Origin of the sequence: Anaerosacchariphilus polymeriproducens (assembly GCF_003363435.1) — a bacterium.
GTDB classification, from domain to species: Bacteria; Bacillota; Clostridia; order Lachnospirales; family Lachnospiraceae; genus Anaerosacchariphilus; species Anaerosacchariphilus polymeriproducens.
Genome location: NZ_QRCT01000049.1, coordinates 205,362 through 227,249 on the forward strand (window position 1 = coordinate 205,362; position 21,888 = coordinate 227,249).

The following is a 21,888-nucleotide window of genomic DNA, read 5'->3' on the forward strand; positions in this document are numbered from 1 at the left end:
ACTTAAAATTCAAATTGCAAATTGGCTATGATACAATTCATAATAGAACCCTTGCTTTTCCAATAAATATTCATGATTACCCTGCTCAATAATCTTACCATCTTTCATAACCAAAATGATATCTGCTTCTTTAATTGTTGATAAGCGATGCGCTACCACAAAACTGGTTCTTCCCTTCATCATTTTATGAAATGCTTTTTGTATTTTAATTTCTGTTCTTGTATCAATAGATGAAGTAGCTTCATCTAAAATTAAAATTGGTGGAAGCCTCAACATAACTCTGGCAATACACAAAAGTTGTTTTTGCCCCTGAGAAAGATTACCTCCGTCTTCGGAAATCACAGTTTCATAACCTTGAGGCATTTTTTTAATAAAATTATGTGCGTAAGCCTGTTTTGCAGCTTCTACAATTTCATTCATAGAAGCATTCGGATTTCCATATGCGATATTCTCTGCTATTGTTCCTGACTTTAACCAAGTTTCCTGTAGCACCATTCCATAATTTTCTCTCAAACTCCTTCGAGTAATATTTCTTATATCATTTCCACTTACTTTTATTTCACCTTCATCCACATCATAAAAACGCATTAATAAATTGATTATTGTACTCTTACCACAGCCTGTAGGTCCTACAATTGCTATTCTCTGCCCCGGTTCAACACTTAAATTAAAATCTTTTATCAACTCTATTTTTTGATTATACGAAAAATCAACATGCTTCAATTCCACTTTTCCATTAGAATGTTCCAGATTTACTGCATCTGCGAAATCCGCTGTTTCTTCCTGCTCATCAATAAACTCAAAAACTCTTCCTGCACAGGCAATCGCATTTTGCAGCTCAGTGACTACTCCTGAGATTTCATTAAATGGTTTGGTATACTGATTCGCATAACTTAAAAAGCTGGTAATTTGTCCAATTGTAATCATTCCATTCATGGCAGAAATAGCTCCAAATATTCCTACCCCTGTATACACAAGGCCATTAATAAAACGAGTGGATGGATTTGTGGTAGAGGAATAAAAAACAGCTTTTAAACTATGCTCTTTTAATCTTTCATTAACATCATCAAAACGTTTCATTACTTCTTCTTCATAACCAAACGCCTGTACTACTTTTTGATTCCCAATCATTTCTGTAATAAGTGACGTGATTTCTCCCCTTGTTGCCGATTGCTTTTGAAACATAGAAAATGTATGTTTGGCAATAAAACTGGCAACTACTAATGAAATCGGCGTTATGCAGACTACCACTAAAGCAATATTTGCCTGAATCGATAACATAAAGATCAAGGTACCCAAAATCGTAAGAACACCAGTAAATAATTGAGTAAATCCCATAAGCAGTCCATCTGAAAATTGATCGATATCTGCTACAATACGGCTTACAATATCTCCGTGCTCATGTGAATCTACAAATTTAAGCGGAAGCTTTTCTAAATGAAAGAAAGCTTCATCTCTTACATTCTTTGCAACACCATAAGTCACTTTATTATTACAAAGATTCATGATCCATTGACTTACTGATGTAAATCCAACTAATATTACAATGTTCCTAAGAATCAAAAATATCTGTTCAAAATCCACCTGGTCTTTTTTTATGATATAGTCGATTCCATTACCAATTAATATTGGTACATATAGAGTTAATGCTACGCTGATCGCAGCAAATAACAAGGATGTAAAAACAAAAATTTTATATCCTTTTATATATTTTATAACCCGTTTTATAATGATCTTATTTTTACTCATCTACTGTACCTCCTCTTTTGAAAGCTGAGATAAACAGATTTCTTGATATACTTCACAATTCAAAATCAGCTGTTCATGCGTTCCCGATCCTACTATTTTGCCATCATCCAGAACTAAGATCTTATCTGCATTTTTTATTGTAGCAGCTCTTTGAGATACTAAAAAAACTGTAGTATTGGAAGAAATTGTCTGAATAGCTCTACGAAGTTTTGCATCCGTTGCATAATCAAGAGCAGATGAACTATCGTCCAAAATCAAAATTTCCGGTTTCTTAACCAATGCTCTTGCTATCGTCAGACGCTGCCTTTGCCCTCCTGAAAGATTTTTTCCTTCTTGTAAGACTAAAGCATCTAATCCTCCATCTTTTAATTCAACGATTTCTTTTGCTTGGGCAATCTCTAATGCTTCCCAAATTTCTTTATCTGTTGCATCCTTTTTCCCCCAACGCATATTCTCTCGTATCGTCCCACGAAATAAAACAGCTTTTTGTGGAACGATACCTATCTTACTTCTTAATTGTTGTAAAGAATATTCTTTTACATTTACTCCATTTACCAAAACTTCCCCTGAAATCACGTCATAAAATCGTGGGATTAGATTTACCAGAGAGCTCTTTCCAGAACCAGTACCTCCAATTACACCTATCGTCTGCCCCTTATTGGCAACAAATGTAAGATTACTTAGTGCCTCTTCCTTAGCCCCTTGATATAAAAATCCAACATCTTTGAACTCTACACTTGGACCATCCTTAGGGATGATCTTGGTCTCTGCTGTATCAACGACACTGGCTTCTTCTTGTAAAAGTTGATTCACTCGATTACCACAGGCTAATGATTTGGTAAGCATAATTATTAAAAATGCTAATTTTACTAACTCGACTAAAATCTGTGACATATAATTCACAAGAGCTACCACTTCACCCTGAGTGATAATTCCTTTGTACACTTGTTTTCCTCCTATCCAAACAAGTGTAACGATTGCCAGATTAATCATGACATACGTAAAAGGATTCAGTAATGCTGAGATATTTCCTCCCATCAATTGTGTCTTTACTAAGTCAGAACTTGCACTTTCAAATGCTTCACTTTCATCCTTTTGTCTGTTAAATGCCCGGATCACTCTGACTCCCGCAAGATTCTCCTTCGTGAGTAAAAGGACTTTATCTAATTTGTTTTGTACTTTTTTGTAGATTGGAATGCTAATAATCATAAGCGCCAAAACAAAAACAGATATGACCGGAATTGTAACCACAAAAACAAAAGCTGCTTTCATATTAATTGTAAATGCCATTACCATGGCCCCAAATACAATGCAGGGTGAACGCAAAAAAAGTCTGAGTAATAAATTAAATCCGGTTTGAATCTGATTAACATCACTTGTCAAACGGGTAATCATTGTTGAACTACCTATCTTATCAATCTCATTATAGGATAAAGATTGAATATGCTGAAATAAATCTCTTCGTATGGAAGAACCAAATCCTACTGCTGCCTTCGCTGCAAAAAATTGTGCAACCAAAGAGCATAAAAGACCAATAATTCCAAGTATGACCATAATTATGCTCATTTTCTTCACATATTCAATATCTCTATTTTTTATTCCAATATCTATAATTCTGACCATGACTAATGGAATTAAAAGTTCAAAACTAGCTTCAAGGAATTTAAATAACGGAGCCAATATACTTTCTTTTTTATAGTTTTTTATATACTTAAATAGACGAAACATACTTTTTCTCCTTATGTATAAAATTTTTCAAATTTTGACTTTTATTTTTTTAATATTATGTTATAATAGCTTTTACGGGGTGTGGCTCAGTTTGGTTAGAGCGCACGGCTGGGGGCCGTGAGGTCGCAGGTTCGAATCCTGTCACCCCGATTCTATTTTAAAGTTTCCTGATTTTATATGTAAAAAAGCGTGATAACAATTGTTTGTATCACGCTTTTTTACATATAGGAAAGACCTTAAATCATTGCAGTGGTTAAACAATATCTTTTATTTGTTTATTTTTCAATCTCTTATATACCCATTCACGAAATAGAGTATAAAGAACCGACGAGATAGGAATAAAAATCAACATTCCAACCACGCCCATCAAATTTCCACCAATTGTTACTGCAACTAAAACCCAAATAGATGGAAGCCCAACAGAGTTTCCTACCACGTGTGGGTAAATTAAATTTCCTTCAATCTGTTGTAAGATCAAGAATAAAAATATAAATGCCAAAGCTTTCACAGGACTTATCATAAGTATTAAAAAAACACCGACTGCACATCCAATAAACGCTCCAAAAATCGGAATTAATGCAGTAAACGCAATTAAAATACCAACAAGTAATGCATAAGGAAATCCAAGGAGTGACATCGTAATAAAAAACATAAAACCTAGAATTACAGCTTCTACGCATTGACCTGTCACAAAACTGGCAAAGGTTTTATAACTAAGTTTGCTGATATACAAAACTGAAAGTACTTTTCTTTTCGGCAGCAATGCATATAATACTTTCTTAGATTGAACATGCAATTTTTCTTTTTGTAATAAAATATAACAGGCAAATACAAATCCAATACAGATATTTGTTACCGCATTAGCAATGGTCTTCGCTACTATCATGGTAGAAGACAATACATTCCCTGCTCCACTTCTAAAAAATTCCATTGCTGATTCCAACATTTTATCCCAATTTAATTCAACATCATTTAACCAATTTGAAATCTGTGTATTATTTCGAAACATCTCTTCTACCCAGGCTTCTGCCTTTGGTATAAATTTTTCTATATTAGTGCCAAGCCCTATTAATGTAACACTAAGCTCAGGTATTACTACAAATGCAACAAGTGAAATCACACCAATGACTATTAATATTGAAAGGATCAAACTGATAGGGCGTGATATTTTCTTTCCGATTACACTTTTCTTCATAAGTTTATTTAGATTCATCTCAATAAAATGCATCGGCACATTTAAAACAAATGCGATTGCGCCCCCTAAAACAAAAGGAAAAATAATCCGCCAGACAAAGGAGAATCCTTCTAAAACCATATCCATCCTTTGAATTCCTACTAATACTAATATCGTAAATACAATGAGGCCCATCAGCTTCTTCATATTATCTTTATTTAACTCCATATCATCCGCTCTCTTTCGATTCTAAAGTATGCCTTTTTTATAAAGACATTTTAACTTTACATGAACGTATAAGAGTTGTCAATAATACAAAAGAATCTCCTTAGGATTCTTTCTAAATAATTTTAGAATTTCCCAACTTACACTTAAACAGATTATTATTATTTCCACTAATATTACAATCAAAAATTCCCCAACCCCCACCTTAATCAATAAATAATCCGGTGTCTTTACCGAAGCTTTTACATTCAACATATCTTCTGTAAGCTCTTGTGCCTGATTATGGATAGCATCCTCCTTGGTGATTTTTTTTAACGTATCTTCTTGTTTCGGCGTAACCTTTTCTAAAACATAATTCCCAATCTGAGAAGCAATACCTTTTGATACTGCAAAAGATAATAAAAATGCAAAGAGTGCAATTATGATGCATTCAAATATATATTGATAAGTAATACTTTTGAAGGATATTCCTAACGATAGCATGATTCCTGTTTCTCTGGTCCTTCCTTTCACTCTTATATTGAGAATTATAAATAATAATAGACTGCAAGCTCCCATTATAATCCCTACAAATATTGCAAGAAGCGTTTTCATGACTTTTAAAGGAGCTACTGATTCCTTATACATAGAATCATCCTCTTGAATCGTAAAATAATTCATCTTTACAATATTTTTTAATTTTACCTCATCTATAACAGTTATTAATTCTTTTGGATCTTTCACAAAAAACGTGCAGTTATCATAGGGACATTTTTTCTCATTTAAATAAAAAAGTACTTTTTTAGAAAAATCTATGGTTGTAAATATAAGATTGTCAGATATACTAGTCTCCGGTACCATTTCTGATTCTGCAATACCACTCTTGACTTCAAAAATTCCTGCTATTTCCATATCGAAGGGAGGACATTTTAATTTATATGGGTTATCCTCTTTACTTCCTGTACTCTCACGTAAAGAAACAGTAAAAGCATCACCTATCTTTAAATTATTATATTCTGCCAGATTTTTGGAGATCAAAACTTTATATAAATCGCCTTCTCGAATATGTGTCCCTTCCACTAAATCAAAAGAACCATTCCTAAAATAACTACTATTTTCTGTATTTGTATTACCAATAAAACTCGTAGTTTTTTCCAGCATTTCAGCCCCACGCTCTTTCTCCTCCTCAATTTGATTTACATAAGTAAACAAACCATGAAATAACTCTAGATCATCCGTATATAATTCCCACGTAAAAACGGCATTATAAAATTTAATCCCTTCAATTTTTGTTACTTTTTCAATTAATTCGTCATCCACTTGCGGGCCTGTATATTGCATTGTTCCATCTTCCTGCCTAATTTCCCATACGGAAGGATCCTCCTTGTTATAAACTGCTTCTATTTTGAAACTTCCTCCAATAGTTTCCCGCAGAGTTTCTATTTCATGGTTGGTTGCCAGATATATCGATAACCCGATTAATACTGTAATTGTCATAAATAGAAGGATACAAAAAAATATTAAATTTTTTCTTATTTTTCTTATGTTATATAAGACAGCTCTTTGAAATGAATTCATATAATCCTTCTTTCCATGTATCTTCAATTCATTTTGGCTAAAATATCTCTGGGGTTTAGGCGTATGACAGAAAAAAATGAAATACTGACAGTAAGAAGGATAACCAAAATTTCAATAGTCAAAACTGCTAAAAACTCTAAAATTCCAACTGTCGTATTAATTTCTTTACTTTGAGACCATATCTCTTCAGCCATCTTCTCAAGATTCAAAACTGAAATGTTTCTCAAAATAAAATTCCATAATTGTTCAGAGATAATTACAGAAATAGTGTAAGAGAATACGAATGAAATCAAAGCAATTAATAAAAATTCTAGTAAAAACTGACTAAATATAACTAATTTACTGCTTCCAATCGAGAGATAAATTCCAACTTCGTAAATCCGCTCACGGATCCACAACGTCAAAATAAATGTTAATAAAAGAATACCAATCATAAGAATAAAAGAAACCATAATTTTAACCAAATTATTTAAATTTTCCAAAGGTGCTGCCAACTCTTCATATTTCTTATTATTTTTAATCACTTTAAAAGAATTCAAATTAATATCTTTTCTTGCCTGCAATTTCTTTATTATTTTATCAAGTTCTTTAGGATCCTTTACATAAAAACTTACTCCGGAACGATAATGAATCGATTTCTTACCCGACAATAACTCATAGATACGATGTCCTGTCTTATTATCAGTAAAGATAAAATTCTCAGGCAGTTCACTTTCAACAGTATCATCTACCCTATCTTGGGTCACAGCAATTTTAAAAATACCGGTAATCTTTAATTTTAGTGTTTTACCTATCGCATCCTTATTATCTTTTCCAAATTCCTCATCTACTGTTACAGAAATCGTATCCCCTATATACAAATTATTATAATTGGCTAAATTTTCTGAAATAGCAATTTTTCCATCATCATCTGGCATAATATGACGCCCTTGTGTCATTACAAATTGTTTGTTTGAGAAATAAGGATTCAATTGACTTTTTGTATTACTGATAAATTTAGGTACCTTCTCCCATATTTCTCCTGTCCCTGCATAATGACCAGGTTCCAACACTAAATCTTTGGCAGCTAAATAAAAGGTATTTTGTCCATTGAAATCTCTAATACCTCCGCCAGACATAATTTTCTTAATTAGTTCATCTCCTAAATTGTTAGAAGAACTCCCTTCCACCCGAAATTCTGCTCCTACATTTTCTCGAAGTTTTTTTATTATAAAAACGGTTGCATTACGAATCGTTAATCCACTCAACAAAAAAGAAGATAATATTAAAAAAAGTAAAAATAAAAATAAGGACTTGTTCCATTCTCTTTTTACATGCAGCACAGCCCTTCTCCATACACTCATAGTGTTTCTCCATTCTTTAATCTACTAGAATATCTTCTCTCCTATGAAAGAATTTCTATGATTAAGTCTCCTATATATCCGGCATTCCTGCTTTCTTCTCCAATTAAAAAAGCGTATTTCCTTCCATCAACCTCAAATACTGTCTGTTCTACGTTTAAAGATATCACCAAATCAATGTTAAATTTGGAACTCAGATTTATAAAATCCTTTTTTAATAAAATAGAAAAAATTAATTCAGCTTCACAAAATTTTTCTATCATTATTTCTATAATTTCTGCCTCTAGCCCACACTTTTTTATGTTTAAAAAACGTATATCTTCCATACTTCTATTTTTTGTAAAACCAACACACTCAATATTATAATTATTATATAAATAATTTATTATCTCTTTCCCAAGTTCAAAATCTTTAAATTCCTGAATCACCATACAAACATGTGGAATTTTAATTTTACTTGATTCTAATACTTTTTTATCTAATTCAATAACAACTTCTTTTGAACTTATTTTATCTAAATACTTCAAAACTGTTTCTATACTTGGATTTTTATTTTTATTAATATAAGAATTAATATAAGATACCACTACAGGTACTGCAAAACTATTACTGGTAGAATCAATAAAAAATTTCTTAAAAAAATCTAAATCACAATTAGCAGTTACTTGCAGTCCCAGCCACCATTTTGAATGTACTGCAATTTCTAAAGGTTTCAAAAAACTGTTAATATCAGATTGAACACCTATTACTTCAGGATAAGAAGCTGGTAACGTTATCAATTGTTGGTTGCTGCCAGCCGCAACCATTATTACCTTTCTATTGGCCAGTTCTTGGATAATCCGGTTCAGTTTTAGTGACTCTGATAACCGAACCGTTCCTACACTCATACTAATAATATCAACTTTTAAATCCAGACATACTTCCAAAGCTCTGACAAGAGAATCAATGTTTGCAGGTGTATTACAATCTTTCATTATTTGAACACTGATTAGTTCATAATTTTCTGTACAATATTCCAAGACGATAGCGCATATGGTTGCATGGGTATAATGATTTATCGTTTGTATTTCTTTTCCATCCGGCTTATCATCATATATTACAATGCGCTCCTTCACAATCTTATTTGTCAAAAAATCTTCTTTGATTGCATCATCTATGATTGCTATTTTTGACATCCAAGCCTCCTAAAATACTATTTTTCTATCGTTCTCCATCAGTGATGATTTTATTTCCAGTATTCATTTATAGGATACTCCTTTCTATCATTTTCATTCATACATTATCTCAAGGTGGACAAAAAAAATCATCCTAAAAATAGGATGATTTCTATGGAACTCTTTTATTCAATTTAATAACTAAATCCTCTGCATTCTCTATTTCTTATTCTGTCTCTTATCTTTTTTCTGTTTGCCTGACTAATTGTCAAAATATCGTTATTCGTCATCTTAACCCATTCATATTTATATTCTACAACATAATTTGGATTAACTAAATAGGATTTGTGTATTTGCATAAAATCTTGAGTCCCTAACTCTTTCATAACTTGTTTAAGTTTTCCGTAGAATTCTTTTACTTCTCTTACAAAGACAATTTTAATCTTTTTCCCTTCACTTTTAAAATATAAAATGTCTTTGTATGGTGTCCGATATACTGTTTTCCCAATCCTATATTCAAAAAAACGATTTCCCCTTCTTATTAAATAAATCGCTTCTCCTAATGTTTCTTCTAAACTCTTCTGTGGAATTGGTTTAAGCAGAAAATCTAACGGACGTATTTTGAATAACTCCATTGCATATTTCCCTTTTGCTGAAACAAACACAATCTTTGTAATTTCATCTTCTAATTCATGACGTATGTATTGCCCAATCTCTACTCCATTGGCACCACTTAATTCAATGTCCAGAAAGATGATATCAAATGAATTATTCTCTAGACGACTTTTTAAGTTATCACCTGAAAAAAATAATTCTGTTTCAATCTTAAGAAAATGCTTATGACCATACTCTTGAACCATTTTTTCAATTTCAGAACAAACTCCTTGTTCATCATCACATATAGCTATCTTAAACATTTCTTTGCCCCCAAATCTTTCGTAATTATTTTCATCTACTCCTCATCTCTTTTCTTTGTTGTTTCCCTTATATTTAAAAGTCATTATAGATTTTTTTACAATAAAATTCAAATACTTTTGTATAATTATATCTTAATTTTTTTTAAACTATATAAACTATAATGTTGATATGTTTATTTATGTCATTAATTCAACTATTTTCTACTTTGAAGACTTTTACATTTAATAACAACGTAATTTTCAATTAAAAAAAAGGCATATTTTCACATGCCTTTTTACTTATTTAAAACTCTTTTTTCTTATAAATGATATTTGAAACTATAATGGAAATTACGAATAGAAGTATTACAAAAATCGGTATTCCTATTTTTATTATTTCAATTGTTTCAATACTAGGTGGTGGCAAATTCAGCTTACTAAAAAGTACAATGCCAACAGTCGGTAAAAAAAACATCAACATCATCATCAGTCTCCCTTTTTCAACACCAAACTTAAACAAAAGTGGGAAAAGGATCGATAGCGCCCCCAAACCTGCCAGACTCGCATATAAAATCATAAGATTATTTACTTTCGTATTCACCCCTGGGATAATAAGAGAAAAAGCAATTGACACTAATACTCCAAAACCTAATCCAAGCAACCCTAAACAATATTTACTCATTATCAAATCCTTTCGAGTGATTGGCATCGACAATGCGTATTTTTCCCAATTTGCCTTTTCATCATAAGCTAATGCTGTAACCGAAAGCATTACATTCAAAAGACAAATCATAACAGTTACCATGGACATTTCTTTATTGGAATATGCTAAAAATCCATAAAACGCAAGTAATAATATATATATTTTTGCTTGCTTTTTTAAGTTCATAATATCCTTTAAGATTAATCCAATCATTTTTTTCCCTCCCTAATATAATATAACATGATGTCCTCAATAGAAGCGGGATCTACTAATAAACTTCCAGCAATTTTTTCCCTTTCTACTAATGCTTCCACTCCAAAACCACTTTTTCTATAACCAATAATCGCTGATGAATCAACTGTTTTTAATTCACTTTCAGAACATTTTAATACACCATATTTTTCAAGCAGTAAGTCCTTAGAGTCGTTAAATATTATTTTTCCTTTATGTAGAAATGTAATATAATCACATATTTTTTCTAAATCACTAATAATATGAGAAGAAATAAAAATAGAATGACGTTCATCCTGTATAAACTCTAAAAAAACATCTAATATTTCATCTCTTACAATAGGATCCAAGCCACTAGTCGCTTCATCTAGTATTAAAATCTGAGAACCATGAGATAATGCACAAGTGATTGAAAGTTTCATTTTCATACCTCTTGAATATTCTTTCACAGGCTGTTTCTCTTTTAATCCAAATCGTGTGTAATATTGTCTGAATAAGGATTCGTCCCATGTCTTATAAATTTTTTTCATGATAAAATTGATTTCTTTGATATCTAAATTTTCAGGAAAACAGCATTCATCCATTACTACTCCTATTTTTTCTTTTAGAATTCTCTGGGATTTACTTATCTCTTCGCCTAATATATAAATCTCTCCTGAATCTTTTTTAATTAAATCCAGAATTAACTTAATTGTTGTCGTTTTGCCTGCACCATTTTCTCCTATAAAACCCATAATACATCCTGACGGCAATGCCAAATTGATATGATCTAACGTAAATCCATTATACTTCTTTGTTAAATTCCTGATTTCTAATGCATAATCCATTGTCATTCTCCTTTATATAATAATTCTAACATTTTTATTAATTCTTCCAAAGTAAGTCCACACAATTTTGCTGATTCAAGAATTTCCTGCATGTGATTTTCTATGGTTCTTAAATGTTCTTCTTTGATAAAATCAATGTTTTTACTCGCTACGAAACTTCCTTTCCCGGTCACTGACACAATAAACCCATCTCTTTCCAACTCTTCATAGGCTCTCTTGGTCGTAATGACACTGATGCGTAATTCTTTTGCAAGAAGTCTCATTGACGGCAGAGCGTCACCTTCTTTCAATTCTCCCGAAACGATTAACGCTTTCATCTGGGAATATATCTGCTCATAAATCGGTTTTCCACTAGAATTGCTGATATTGATATTCACATAAGACCACCTTTCTATACAAATATTTAACGAATATTGTGTATATATTATATATACATTTATAACACTATGTCAAGTATAAAATTCAATTCAAAAAGCTGCCCCATATGAGCAGCTTTCTACATTATCTATTCATTTTCTAGGTTTGTTATAATTGGTTCCCCTCCAAACGCATCCTTCTCATATAATTCTTTCCATCGCTTATCACCTTCTAGCAATCGTTTCCACTTTGTCTTTAATCCATGTTCTATCACTTTCATCCTTGCTATGAGTTTTTCTTGGTTATTGCATGGTTTTCCAAATAAATTTCGGTCTTCCATATCAAATTTTCTTTTTATAAATTGTGTCATAAAATATCTATAAATACAATTATCCCTTTTTTCTACATATATGATATCAATATCTTCCATAGAAACAAGAAGTTCAATATTGAAATCATCTTTCTTGAGATACACATTATTATTTTCGAGTAAAATATCAAATGAGTATTCACTTGCTAATTCTTTGAAAATATTATTGATCAGGCTTTTATCATTCATATCGTCTCCCTTCGGAATCATACTATTGGTCGAAATATCATAATAATAATTGTTTTTACGTAAATAAGTATACTCTTTTCCAAATCCACTTAATTCATATTTTCCATAATCATTAATTCTAATTAAATATTTATTTTCTGGAAATGTGGCCAGCTTTATTATGTCTTTCCTTTGGATCACCAGATCCAGCCAGGGTCTATTATATTCTTCCCAGAATTGCCTGGGAGTCTCGAAACTATTGTCGGGTGTATTTAATAAATTAAAGTATCCGGCTCTTGCACCAAAATCTGATGTTTTTGGATATTTTAATTCCGATATTATCGGGCCGGTGTCTAAATTATAATTTCCTAAAATGGTTGTTGTTTTGTCCATTGTCGTACTTAATTCACAACCTGATGTCGTCTTATGATTTAAACCAATATTATCCTTAACCCTTATTATCATCATCCCTTTCACTGTCACACTATTTCATCTTCATTATTTTATTCCCTCTTTTCATTACTGCTCATGATTCATAATAATTAAAAATAGGAACCCAATATTTTCTGTTGGATTCCATACAATTTCTAATTTAATTTTTTATTTTCTCTGTTTGATCCTAATGTCAAAATAAGTACTGTTCCTATAATACATACTCCTCCAATTATTTCAAAACTGCCTAGTGTTACATGCATCCAAATAATAGTTACAATTGTTGCTGATAGTGGTTCTGCACTACCTAATAAGCTTGCCTCAGTTGGTGAAATATATCTTAAACTGTCTATATATAAATAAAATGCTATTAATGTACCAAATATGACCACAAATCCTATATATAATGCAGTAATCAAGGACCAATTTTGCCCATCAATTTTCCATGGAGGATTTATAAAACTTAATCCAATTCCCCCTATTATCATCCCCCATCCAACAACAATGAAAGACCCCCATCTTTTAAGTAAACTTTTTGGAAATATTGTATAAAATGCAAGAGCTATTGCAGAGCCTAAGCCCCAGTATATTGCTGAAAATGAAATAGTCAATTTATCAACAGTTCCATTTGTAACAAGGAAGAATGTCCCCAAAATAGCTAAAAAAACTGCAATCATCTCCTTTTTACTTGGAATTTTTCTAATTTTAATTGCTAAATAAACTATAATAAATATAGGTGCTAAATACTGCAACAATGTAGCGGTTGCTGCATTCCCATAATTTATTGACATAAAATAAGAATATTGAACTCCTAACATTCCAAATATTCCAAATAAAATTAAGCTTATTCTCTCTTTTCTGTCAGACCAAATAGTCCAAACCTTATGTTTTTCTTTGGATTTAATACTTGCAAATAACAATAATAGAACTCCTGCCAGTAGCATTCTTATAGTCACTAACCATCCTGGTCGAAAACCTTCATTCTGAAAAAGTTCTTGTGCAACATTACCAGAAATCCCCCATAATGCTGCTCCACTCAAAGCCATAATATATCCCTTAAAGCGTGAATATTGTATCATCTCCAACTCCTTTCTTGTATACATTAGTTGTCAGAAATAATTTAATGATATGATATTTATACTAAAACATATTTTGACATTTTACAACACCATATAATCGACATCATTAAAAAGGCATCTTATTTTTATTTTAGAAAATGTATGCTGTAAAAAAGTGCTATCGCATTTACAACCATAAATGCGATAGCACTTTTCTCATTTTATCTCACTTGACATTCTTTTGGCATGACATCTGTTCTAATTCCTTTAAAAACAGGCTGTCTAAGTGCATCTTTTGTATTTGGCATATACTCAACAATGCATACTAGGTTCGGTTCTAACCATATGACCTCATCACTTTCAGCAGGCGCATAATTAAATGGGGATACACCGATCCTTTTACAATTGTATTGGTTAATAAAGTCCGATTTGACACCAAAGGAAACACTCCCTTTATACACCAGCATATCGCCTTTATATTGACCTAATACCAGCGTATTATTTCCCGGTTTATAACCACAGATAACAAATTCTTCATCTGCCATTCTCTTAAACTTTATCCAGTCTTTCGTTCGTTTATCAAAATAATATTTACTATTTGCCTGCTTTGCAACAACTCCCTCTAATTTTTGTTCGTCTGCCAATTGAAATAATTCAATTCCTTTTTCTTTTATATATCTGGAAACAGCTAGTTGTCTATGCTCTTGAATAACACTCTCCAGATAAGATTTCCTTTCTATTAAAGGAAGATCTGTAATTTCCCTGTTATCCATATAAAGAATATCGTATGCTACAAAACCTGCTGGATATTTACTGAAAGAAAGCTGCATTTTAAAAGTATCTGTCAACATAGTCCTCCTCTGCAATTCATAAAAATCAGGAACTCCCTCTTTCATTACAACTAATTCCCCATCTAAAATACACTTTGATTTTGCATGCTTATGAAGTTCATGTAATTCCGGAAATTTAGGTAACAATCTCATGTTTCTTTTATTTCTCAACTCTGTAGTTTCATGATCTAAATACGCAATGCATCTGAGTCCATCTAATTTCAGCTCATAAATCCATTCCGGAGAATTAAACGGTTTCATCATCTCGCTAATCAGCATTGGCTTTATATCTTTCTGTTCAAACAAATCCATTATGCAGTACCGGATATCTTGCTATTTCCTGAAAGCTCTAAACTGCGCTGTAAGGCATCCATAAGATTGATTACATTATTCTGCTCTCCGCTATCAGCAGAAACAATTTCATTTCCTTGTATCTTTGCCATAATAGCATTTCGCAATCGTTCTTGATATTCATCCTTAAACTCAGCTGCATTAAATGATTTTGTCATATTCTCAATTAACATCTTGGCCATATCCAACTCATTTTGTTCCAACTGCATTTGAGGTATCTGCTTGGGAACTGGTACTATTTCATCTGCGTAAAATAATGTCTTGACTATCATCCCATCTTTTGCAGGATATAATACAATTAATTTCTCCTTAGTTCCCATAACTGTTTTTGCTATTGCAACTTTCTGCTGTTCTAACATTGCCTGTCTCAATAATTCATATGCCTTTTCAGCACCAGCATCCGGAACCGCATAATAATCTTTTTCATAATAAATGGTATCTACTTCTTCCATTTTCGTAAACTGTATGATATGAATGGTTTTATCTTTTTTCGTTTTAATCTTTTCCAAATCATCATCGGACATAATAACGTATTTATCAGGCTCATACTCATACCCTTTGATGATATCTTTGCTGGTTACCTCTTTATTACAATGGCTACAATATTTCTTGTACTTAATTCTGGCTTTGCTCTCTTTATCAAGTTGATTGAAATGGATATCATTATCTGTACTTGTTTTGTACAATCCAATCGGAATCAATACTAATCCCATGCTGATGGAACCTTTATGTGCAACTGCCATGTTCTTCCCTCCTTTGTTTATATATAATAATGGTGTCAAAACCTTTTATCTTAAAAATAAACTGTTTTGACACCTTAATTATATGTAAAAATCATTCAATTTATCAGTTGCACCTTACATGTATCTATATCGTATCGATTTACTTATTTATTAACAAGCTTAATAACTCTGTCTATAACATTTTCTATTGTAAAACCAAATTGTTTAAATAATGTTTTTGCATTTCCTGATGCTCCAAAAGTATCTAATGAAACAATATCACCATCCAGTCCTACATATTTGTGCCATCCAAAGGATGTTAATGCTTCAACTGCCACTCTGGCACGAACTTTATTTGGCATAACGAATTCTTTATAGGCCTTATCTTGCGCATCAAATACCTCAAAAGATGGTAAACTTATGACTCTTGCATCTATTCCTTTCGCTTCTAACTGCTCTGCTGCTTTAAATATTAATTCAACTTCTGAACCTGACCCCATAAGAAGTACATCCGGAATTTCCTTTTGAGAATCCTTAATGATATAGCCCCCCTTTAATGCTCTCTTAGCACATCCCTCATATAGTGGTAACTTTTGTCTAGTTAATACTAATGAAGTTGGTGTAGTTCCATTCGTGACCGCATAGTACCAGGCTGCTGCAGTTTCTTTCGAGTCGGCAGGTCTAAATACTGTCATGTTTGGCATACTTCTAAGTGCTGCTAAATGTTCTATTGGTTGATGAGTTGGACCATCTTCTCCTACTCCGATACTATCATGAGTTAATACATAAGTAATTGGAATGTTCATTAAGGAAGATAATCTCATGGCGCCCTTCATGTAATCACTAAATACGAAAAATGTTGAACAGAATACTTTCAGTCCGCCATGAGCATAGATCCCATTAACGATTGCCGCCATAGCATGTTCTCTCACTCCAAAGTGTAGGTTCTGACCAATTCTTTCTTCTGCTGAGAAATCTCCCTTTCCAGCCATGTAAGTTTTATTTGAAGGGGCTAAATCTGCAGAACCTCCCATCAAATTAGGAATAATTTGAGTCAATCTATTTATCACAATTCCAGAAGATTCTCTTGTAGCCATTTCTTTATCAAAACTCCAGAATTGTTCATTATTTAATAGTGACTGTTTATCAACTTCACCATTTATCCATTTGACATATTCTTTTGCTAATTCTGAATAAGCTGTTTTATAAGCTTTAAACAGTTCATTCCAGGACTTTTCCTTCGTAACACCCTTCTCTATGTATTCATTCATATTTGAATATACTTCATCTGGTATATAGAAAGCAGGTTCTGTTTTCCAGCCTAAGTTTTCTTTCATTGCAAATATATTTTCAGAACCTAAAGGTTCTCCATGAGCGGAAGCTTTTCCTTGTTTTGCAGGACAACCATAACCAATTTGATTTTTAACTATAATAATTGAAGGTTTTGAAGTTTCTGCTTTCGCTGTTTCCATTGCATTTTCAATTGCATCAATATCATTTCCATCCGCAACTCTTAATACTTGCCAGTCATAAGCTTCATATCTCTTCGCTACATCTTCTCTAAATGCTATGTCCGTACTTCCTTCAATTGAAATATTGTTTGAATCATATAACACAATTAATTTCCCAAGGCCTAAAGTTCCTGCAAGAGACGATGCTTCCCCTGAAATTCCTTCCATAAGACATCCATCTCCAACGATAGCATATGTATAATGGTCAACTATATTGTAACCTGGTCTATTGAATTTTTCAGCAAGATGAGCTTCTGCTATCGCAAAACCTACTGCATTACTTAACCCTTGTCCAAGTGGACCTGTTGTAATTTCAACACCTTTCGTGTGACCGTATTCTGGATGGCCTGGTGTTAAACTTCCCTCTTGTCTGAAATTTTTAATATCTTCTATTGTTATACCATATCCAAATAAATGCAATAATGAATATTCAAGCATGGAACCATGTCCTGCTGATAATATAAACCTGTCTCTGTTTTCCCAGTTCGGATTTTTTCCATTATGATTCATTTTCGACCATAATGTAAATGCCATTGTAGCTGCTCCCAGTGGTAAACCAGGATGTCCTGATTTTGATTTTTCAATAGCATCTGCTGAAAGTACTCTTATTGCATTAATAGATAATTTATCTAATTCTCTACTCACCTTTTTCCTCTTTTATTCCATCAACTTCTAATTTAGGTCTTGTTAAAAACAAATATCCTACAATAACTAGTGCTCCAATAAACATATCAACAGCGTACCAGACTGCACCTTTGGTCACACCACTGATAGAGACCAGACCACCAAAAGCAACCACTGATTCAACCCCATGAATCATTCCTAATAAACCAGAAACCGAAGTTCCAATAATGATGGCTGGAAAAACTCGTTTGAAATCTTTTCCAGCAAAAGGAATTGCGCCCTCAGTAATTCCTGCCATTGATAAGAATAAAGCCGAAATCCCAAATTGTTTCTCCTCTTGTGTAAAACGATTTCTTATGATAAATGTTGCTAATGCAAGTCCTAAAGGAGGAACAGCGCAGCAAAGTCTAAATGCACCATTAGGTCCATAAATTCCTTCAGCCATTAATGCTAAGGTAAAAGCTGTTGCTGCTTTACTACATGGACCACCCATATCAGCTGCTGCTAAGATACCTATTCCAATGCCTAATAATGCTGCATTTACTCCTGATAAGCCAGTTAATGTCTGAACCATCAATTGAACAAATCCATTTAATGGGTAAACTAACAAATAAATATATCCTACACCAATGATCAGAGTCGTAAATAATGGAACTAAAAAAGTTGGCATCAGTGGTTGTATCACGGTCGGTACTTTCCACTTCTTCACCCATTTCACTACATAACCTACTAAAAATCCAAGAATAATTGCACCAATAAAACCTGTTGCTATTTGACTCTCTCCAATAGGTTTATTAGCAACATATCCTAAAATAAACGCAGGAGCTAAAGCTGGTTTACTTCCAATTGAATATGCTATATATGCACATAATACAGGAACCATCATTGTAAAACCTGCCATAGCTAAATCATATAAATTTGTAAAGAATTGATTACTTGGAATTATTTGTCCATCAACAATATTTCCTGTCACTAATGTAAAGGAAAATAGCATACCACTAGCAATAATAACTGGTAAAAAATAAGAAATACCTGTATTAAATGACTTAAATAAACTTCTTCCTAATTCTTTCATTTAACCAATCCCTCCGCTCTATCAATTAGACCTTCTATATCTTTAATCGCTACACCAGGTTCAACTTCAATTACTTTTCCCTGATCCATTTTTTCATCAAATCTTTCTTGCATTTCAATCCCAACCGCTATTGCTAAAATAACAACGTCAGCTTCATCAATTTCTTCCTGTTCTAATTCATTATCAATCCCCATACCGCCCTGGGTTTCTACTTTAATAACATATCCTCTTCTCTGACATTCTTGTTCAATCACTTCCTGCGCCATATAAGTGTGCGCAATTCCTGCTGTACAAGCACATACTGCTACAATTTTCATAAATTCATCCCCTCTTCAATTGTTTTTAATAGTTTAAAAACCTCTTCTTCTTTTTTTGCCTGAATTAAATCATCTCTAAATGCTGAACGCATCAAGCTTTTACTTAATTCAGATAAAATCTTTAGATGTAATCTTGAATTTTCATCTTGTCCATTTTCGCTTTTGGGCACTCCTATCATAAATACCTGATTCACTTTTTCATCTGATTCATCCCATTTCACCCCTTCTGTAAATTTAGCATAAATAACAAAAGGTGATTTAAGAGAATATGATTTTGCATGAGGAATAGCTACTCCAAAACCAATATATGTCGAGACAACACTTTCTCTTTCTAGCACATCTTTCTCATAATCTGATGGGACAATAACATTTTGATTATTCAAATTAGCTAAATATGAAATTACTTCATTTTTAGTTTTGAATTTTTTATCTGTTATTATCGTCAAATTCTTTTCAAACATTATGATTCATCTCCTTCCCTTTACACCTTAATTTAATCACGATCGAGATATATTGACCAGTTGAAGATTTTCTTCAATCAATGTGGAAATCAATTATTGCTTAATAGTTCTATAATAGATAATAATTGTTCATATGATTGATTTCGAATCAACATTGAGATAAGATTTTTATTCTTTAAAAGCCTACTTACAATTTTATAAAATAACTGCAAATGTTCATTGCCTCCTTCTTGCATTGATAAAAGAAAGATAATTTGAACCATTTCACTATCCCATAGAATGGGATTCTCTAACACTCCAATGGCGACAAAACTTTCTTCACCAATTGGTTTATAGGGATGTGGAATCGCAATATAATTACCAAATGAAGTACTACCAATTCGTTCTCTTTCTAAAACAAGTTCATGAAAATTATCAGGAATATTTTTTTTCTGTTTCACAAATTCACACATAAAATTTAGAATATCTTCTTTTTTATCTAAAGAAATATTAGGAATAAATAATTCTGGTGCAAAATAGTTCAATATAAGATTTTTATAATCTGCTTTAAAATAATCTTTTAAAATAATATCTTGCTCATCAATTAAAAATGGTTTAATTTCAATAATCGGAACAGGAATTGTTTCACTGATATGTACAGTAGTCAATACATAATCAATATTTTTAAAATCTATATCTGAAAAATCAATGGATTCATGCGTTTTTATGACATTAATATATTTACTATATTTTTCCTGGAGCTGATAAGCTAACAGTTCCGCAGTTCCCCTGCCCGTCCCACAAACAATGAGTACATTCTTTTTATTTGTTTTTTTCTGTCTTTCAATGGCAACCCCAAAATGTAAAGCTATATAAGCCATTTCATCACTAGTTACTCTCTTTCTATATTTTTCATATAAAATCTCACTGGAAATACTAGCCATTTCATAAGCCAATGGATAACTCTCTCTAATTTGATCCTTAAGTGGATTTTCAAATCTCAAGTCATAGATTAATCGGATTTTCAATAACATTAGATGTAATGATAATAAGGTAATAAGGTCAAAATCATGTCTAAAATCAAAATGAAATGTATTATTAATTTCTTTAAGCATAGAAATAACAATTTCATAAATATCTGAACTGACAACCGTATTATTTTGCTCGGTAATAATCTTTTTACTGCTTAAATGAATCATAATGTAATTCAATTCATTCTTTGGAAATACAACTTCATACTTATCCTCTAATTCTGTAATAATAGATTCCGCAACTATGTAGTCTTTTTCATTGTGATGCTCAATATAGTTATAATTATCCTCCAGTATATTTCCAAGTTGAATTCTTGATAAAGCAATATATAAGTGTATAACCAAATTATGAAATGCATATTCCGATATTTTAAAGTTATGATTTTTAAAAACATGCTTCAAGATTCCGCCAATATCTTCTAAATCATAGCTCATTAAATTATCATCTTGCATCAACTGACTACGTTCAACTTTAGCTAAACATCTCCTTAAATTTTTCTCTTCGCCATTAATTTTCATTCCTTCATAAGGTTTATGATCTATATGCAAATCATAGTGGCCGATAAAATATCTTACTTTCTTCAAATCATTTTTTAACGTTGATCTACTCACATATAATTCTTCACACAAATCATCCATCTTAATGGAATGTAAAGAGTTAATAAGATATACTACAATTTTATACATCCGTACTTCTGCATTATCAGTTGTCAACAGCTCATCCGTTTTCATTTTTTCAACAAATTCTTGGTATTTATTTAGGTTGCTTATTTCTAATTTCAAACCCAAACGAGGTTTTGAAATAATCTTAGTTCCATAGTTTATCAATAATTTATTAAGCTTTAAAACATCATTGTAAATCGTTCTATTTGTAACGTTTAACTGTTCTGATAATTGAGACTGTGTAACATACTGATTGTCAGGTATTAATAGTAACAATTGAGTTAATCTATCCATAATTTCCCCCTAATTCTTTACTAATATTTTCATATAGATTCATCCTATTTTATCATCTCTT

General features: G+C 31.9%; 19 protein-coding genes and 1 tRNA gene. 1 reads left to right on the forward strand and 19 read right to left on the reverse strand.

Features of this window, described 5'->3' with window-relative positions; all coding sequences use genetic code 11:
- Positions 1 to 9: 9 nt before the first annotated feature.
- Both DWV06_RS14430 and DWV06_RS14435 read right to left on the reverse strand, forming a co-directional pair.
- The gene (locus DWV06_RS14430) at positions 10 to 1,749 is read right to left on the reverse strand and encodes an ABC transporter ATP-binding protein (protein WP_115482893.1); all 1,740 of its coding nucleotides are present in this window, start codon (positions 1,747 to 1,749) and stop codon (positions 10 to 12) included.
- A complete protein-coding gene (locus DWV06_RS14435; protein ID WP_115482894.1) occupies positions 1,750 to 3,477 on the reverse strand; it encodes an ABC transporter ATP-binding protein in 1,728 nt (575 codons plus the stop codon). It lies immediately after the preceding gene.
- Between the two features lie 75 nt (positions 3,478 to 3,552).
- On the opposite strand from DWV06_RS14435, the gene DWV06_RS14440 reads away from it, so the two are divergent.
- Positions 3,553 to 3,627: transfer RNA gene (locus tag DWV06_RS14440), tRNA-Pro, on the forward strand.
- A 103-nt stretch (positions 3,628 to 3,730) separates the two neighbouring features.
- Here DWV06_RS14440 and DWV06_RS14445 read toward each other — a convergent pair.
- The 17 genes from DWV06_RS14445 to DWV06_RS14525 form a co-directional block, all read right to left on the reverse strand.
- Complete coding sequence (locus DWV06_RS14445) at positions 3,731 to 4,879, reverse strand: AI-2E family transporter (RefSeq protein WP_115482895.1); 1,149 nt, start codon at positions 4,877 to 4,879, stop codon at positions 3,731 to 3,733.
- A 78-nt stretch (positions 4,880 to 4,957) separates the two neighbouring features.
- Positions 4,958 to 6,433: an ABC transporter permease gene (locus DWV06_RS14450; RefSeq protein ID WP_115482896.1), complete on the reverse strand. Its 1,476-nt coding sequence runs from the start codon at positions 6,431 to 6,433 to the stop codon at positions 4,958 to 4,960.
- Positions 6,434 to 6,456: 23 nt separating this feature from the next.
- Positions 6,457 to 7,776 carry an ABC transporter permease gene (locus DWV06_RS14455; RefSeq protein WP_115482897.1) on the reverse strand — a complete coding sequence of 440 codons (1,320 nt, stop codon included), beginning with the start codon at positions 7,774 to 7,776 and terminating at the stop codon, positions 6,457 to 6,459.
- A gap of 41 nt (positions 7,777 to 7,817) precedes the next feature.
- Entirely contained in the window at positions 7,818 to 8,948 is a 1,131-nt protein-coding gene (locus tag DWV06_RS14460; RefSeq protein WP_115482898.1) for a S8 family serine peptidase, read from the reverse strand.
- 173 nt (positions 8,949 to 9,121) lie between these two features.
- Positions 9,122 to 9,844: a LytR/AlgR family response regulator transcription factor gene (locus DWV06_RS14465; protein WP_115482899.1), complete on the reverse strand. Its 723-nt coding sequence runs from the start codon at positions 9,842 to 9,844 to the stop codon at positions 9,122 to 9,124.
- Positions 9,845 to 10,127: 283 nt separating this feature from the next.
- Complete coding sequence (locus DWV06_RS14470) at positions 10,128 to 10,739, reverse strand: ABC-2 transporter permease (protein WP_115482900.1); 612 nt, start codon at positions 10,737 to 10,739, stop codon at positions 10,128 to 10,130.
- A complete protein-coding gene (locus DWV06_RS14475) occupies positions 10,736 to 11,584 on the reverse strand; it encodes an ABC transporter ATP-binding protein (protein ID WP_115482901.1) in 849 nt (282 codons plus the stop codon). The genes DWV06_RS14470 and DWV06_RS14475 overlap by 4 nt, the downstream gene beginning before the upstream one ends.
- Positions 11,585 to 11,586: 2 nt before the next feature.
- On the reverse strand, positions 11,587 to 11,961 hold the full coding sequence (locus DWV06_RS14480) for a GntR family transcriptional regulator (protein ID WP_115482902.1): 375 nt from the start codon (positions 11,959 to 11,961) through the stop codon (positions 11,587 to 11,589).
- Positions 11,962 to 12,089: 128 nt separating this feature from the next.
- The gene (locus DWV06_RS18695; protein WP_205027770.1) at positions 12,090 to 12,962 is read right to left on the reverse strand and encodes a hypothetical protein; all 873 of its coding nucleotides are present in this window, start codon (positions 12,960 to 12,962) and stop codon (positions 12,090 to 12,092) included.
- A 104-nt stretch (positions 12,963 to 13,066) separates the two neighbouring features.
- Positions 13,067 to 13,990, reverse strand: a complete 924-nt coding sequence (locus tag DWV06_RS14490) for a DMT family transporter (RefSeq protein WP_115482903.1) — start codon at positions 13,988 to 13,990, stop codon at positions 13,067 to 13,069.
- A gap of 200 nt (positions 13,991 to 14,190) precedes the next feature.
- On the reverse strand, positions 14,191 to 15,111 hold the full coding sequence (locus DWV06_RS14495; protein ID WP_115482904.1) for an ATP-dependent DNA ligase: 921 nt from the start codon (positions 15,109 to 15,111) through the stop codon (positions 14,191 to 14,193).
- Positions 15,111 to 15,893 carry a non-homologous end joining protein Ku gene (ku, locus tag DWV06_RS14500; protein ID WP_115482905.1) on the reverse strand — a complete coding sequence of 261 codons (783 nt, stop codon included), beginning with the start codon at positions 15,891 to 15,893 and terminating at the stop codon, positions 15,111 to 15,113. Before ku ends, DWV06_RS14495 begins: the two co-directional genes overlap by 1 nt.
- Positions 15,894 to 16,036: 143 nt before the next feature.
- Positions 16,037 to 18,028, reverse strand: coding sequence for a transketolase (gene tkt, locus DWV06_RS14505; RefSeq protein WP_115482906.1), 1,992 nt, complete (start codon positions 18,026 to 18,028; stop codon positions 16,037 to 16,039).
- A complete protein-coding gene (locus tag DWV06_RS14510) occupies positions 18,021 to 19,082 on the reverse strand; it encodes a PTS fructose transporter subunit IIC (RefSeq protein WP_115482907.1) in 1,062 nt (353 codons plus the stop codon). Before DWV06_RS14510 ends, tkt begins: the two co-directional genes overlap by 8 nt.
- Complete coding sequence (locus DWV06_RS14515; RefSeq protein ID WP_115482908.1) at positions 19,079 to 19,399, reverse strand: PTS fructose transporter subunit IIB; 321 nt, start codon at positions 19,397 to 19,399, stop codon at positions 19,079 to 19,081. The genes DWV06_RS14510 and DWV06_RS14515 overlap by 4 nt, the downstream gene beginning before the upstream one ends.
- The gene (locus tag DWV06_RS14520; RefSeq protein WP_115482909.1) at positions 19,396 to 19,860 is read right to left on the reverse strand and encodes a PTS sugar transporter subunit IIA; all 465 of its coding nucleotides are present in this window, start codon (positions 19,858 to 19,860) and stop codon (positions 19,396 to 19,398) included. Before DWV06_RS14520 ends, DWV06_RS14515 begins: the two co-directional genes overlap by 4 nt.
- 89 nt (positions 19,861 to 19,949) lie before the next feature.
- A complete protein-coding gene (locus tag DWV06_RS14525) occupies positions 19,950 to 21,827 on the reverse strand; it encodes a BglG family transcription antiterminator (protein WP_115482910.1) in 1,878 nt (625 codons plus the stop codon).
- Between the last annotated feature and the right edge of the window lie 61 nt (positions 21,828 to 21,888).

What these genes read in the sequence shown, in the direction of transcription:
- DWV06_RS14430 (WP_115482893.1), bottom strand. Translation starts at nt 1,749, where the DNA reads ATGAGTAAAAATAAGATCATTATAAAACGGGTTATAAAATATATAAAA.
- DWV06_RS14435 (WP_115482894.1), bottom strand. Translation starts at nt 3,477, where the DNA reads ATGTTTCGTCTATTTAAGTATATAAAAAACTATAAAAAAGAAAGTATA.
- DWV06_RS14445 (WP_115482895.1), bottom strand. Translation starts at nt 4,879, where the DNA reads ATGGAGTTAAATAAAGATAATATGAAGAAGCTGATGGGCCTCATTGTA.
- DWV06_RS14450 (WP_115482896.1), bottom strand. Translation starts at nt 6,433, where the DNA reads ATGAATTCATTTCAAAGAGCTGTCTTATATAACATAAGAAAAATAAGA.
- DWV06_RS14455 (WP_115482897.1), bottom strand. Translation starts at nt 7,776, where the DNA reads ATGAGTGTATGGAGAAGGGCTGTGCTGCATGTAAAAAGAGAATGGAAC.
- DWV06_RS14460 (WP_115482898.1), bottom strand. Translation starts at nt 8,948, where the DNA reads ATGTCAAAAATAGCAATCATAGATGATGCAATCAAAGAAGATTTTTTG.
- DWV06_RS14465 (WP_115482899.1), bottom strand. Translation starts at nt 9,844, where the DNA reads ATGTTTAAGATAGCTATATGTGATGATGAACAAGGAGTTTGTTCTGAA.
- DWV06_RS14470 (WP_115482900.1), bottom strand. Translation starts at nt 10,739, where the DNA reads ATGATTGGATTAATCTTAAAGGATATTATGAACTTAAAAAAGCAAGCA.
- DWV06_RS14475 (WP_115482901.1), bottom strand. Translation starts at nt 11,584, where the DNA reads ATGGATTATGCATTAGAAATCAGGAATTTAACAAAGAAGTATAATGGA.
- DWV06_RS14490 (WP_115482903.1), bottom strand. Translation starts at nt 13,990, where the DNA reads ATGATACAATATTCACGCTTTAAGGGATATATTATGGCTTTGAGTGGA.
- DWV06_RS14495 (WP_115482904.1), bottom strand. Translation starts at nt 15,111, where the DNA reads ATGGATTTGTTTGAACAGAAAGATATAAAGCCAATGCTGATTAGCGAG.
- ku (WP_115482905.1), bottom strand. Translation starts at nt 15,893, where the DNA reads ATGGCAGTTGCACATAAAGGTTCCATCAGCATGGGATTAGTATTGATT.
- DWV06_RS14510 (WP_115482907.1), bottom strand. Translation starts at nt 19,082, where the DNA reads ATGAAAGAATTAGGAAGAAGTTTATTTAAGTCATTTAATACAGGTATT.
- DWV06_RS14515 (WP_115482908.1), bottom strand. Translation starts at nt 19,399, where the DNA reads ATGAAAATTGTAGCAGTATGTGCTTGTACAGCAGGAATTGCGCACACT.
- DWV06_RS14520 (WP_115482909.1), bottom strand. Translation starts at nt 19,860, where the DNA reads ATGTTTGAAAAGAATTTGACGATAATAACAGATAAAAAATTCAAAACT.
- DWV06_RS14525 (WP_115482910.1), bottom strand. Translation starts at nt 21,827, where the DNA reads ATGGATAGATTAACTCAATTGTTACTATTAATACCTGACAATCAGTAT.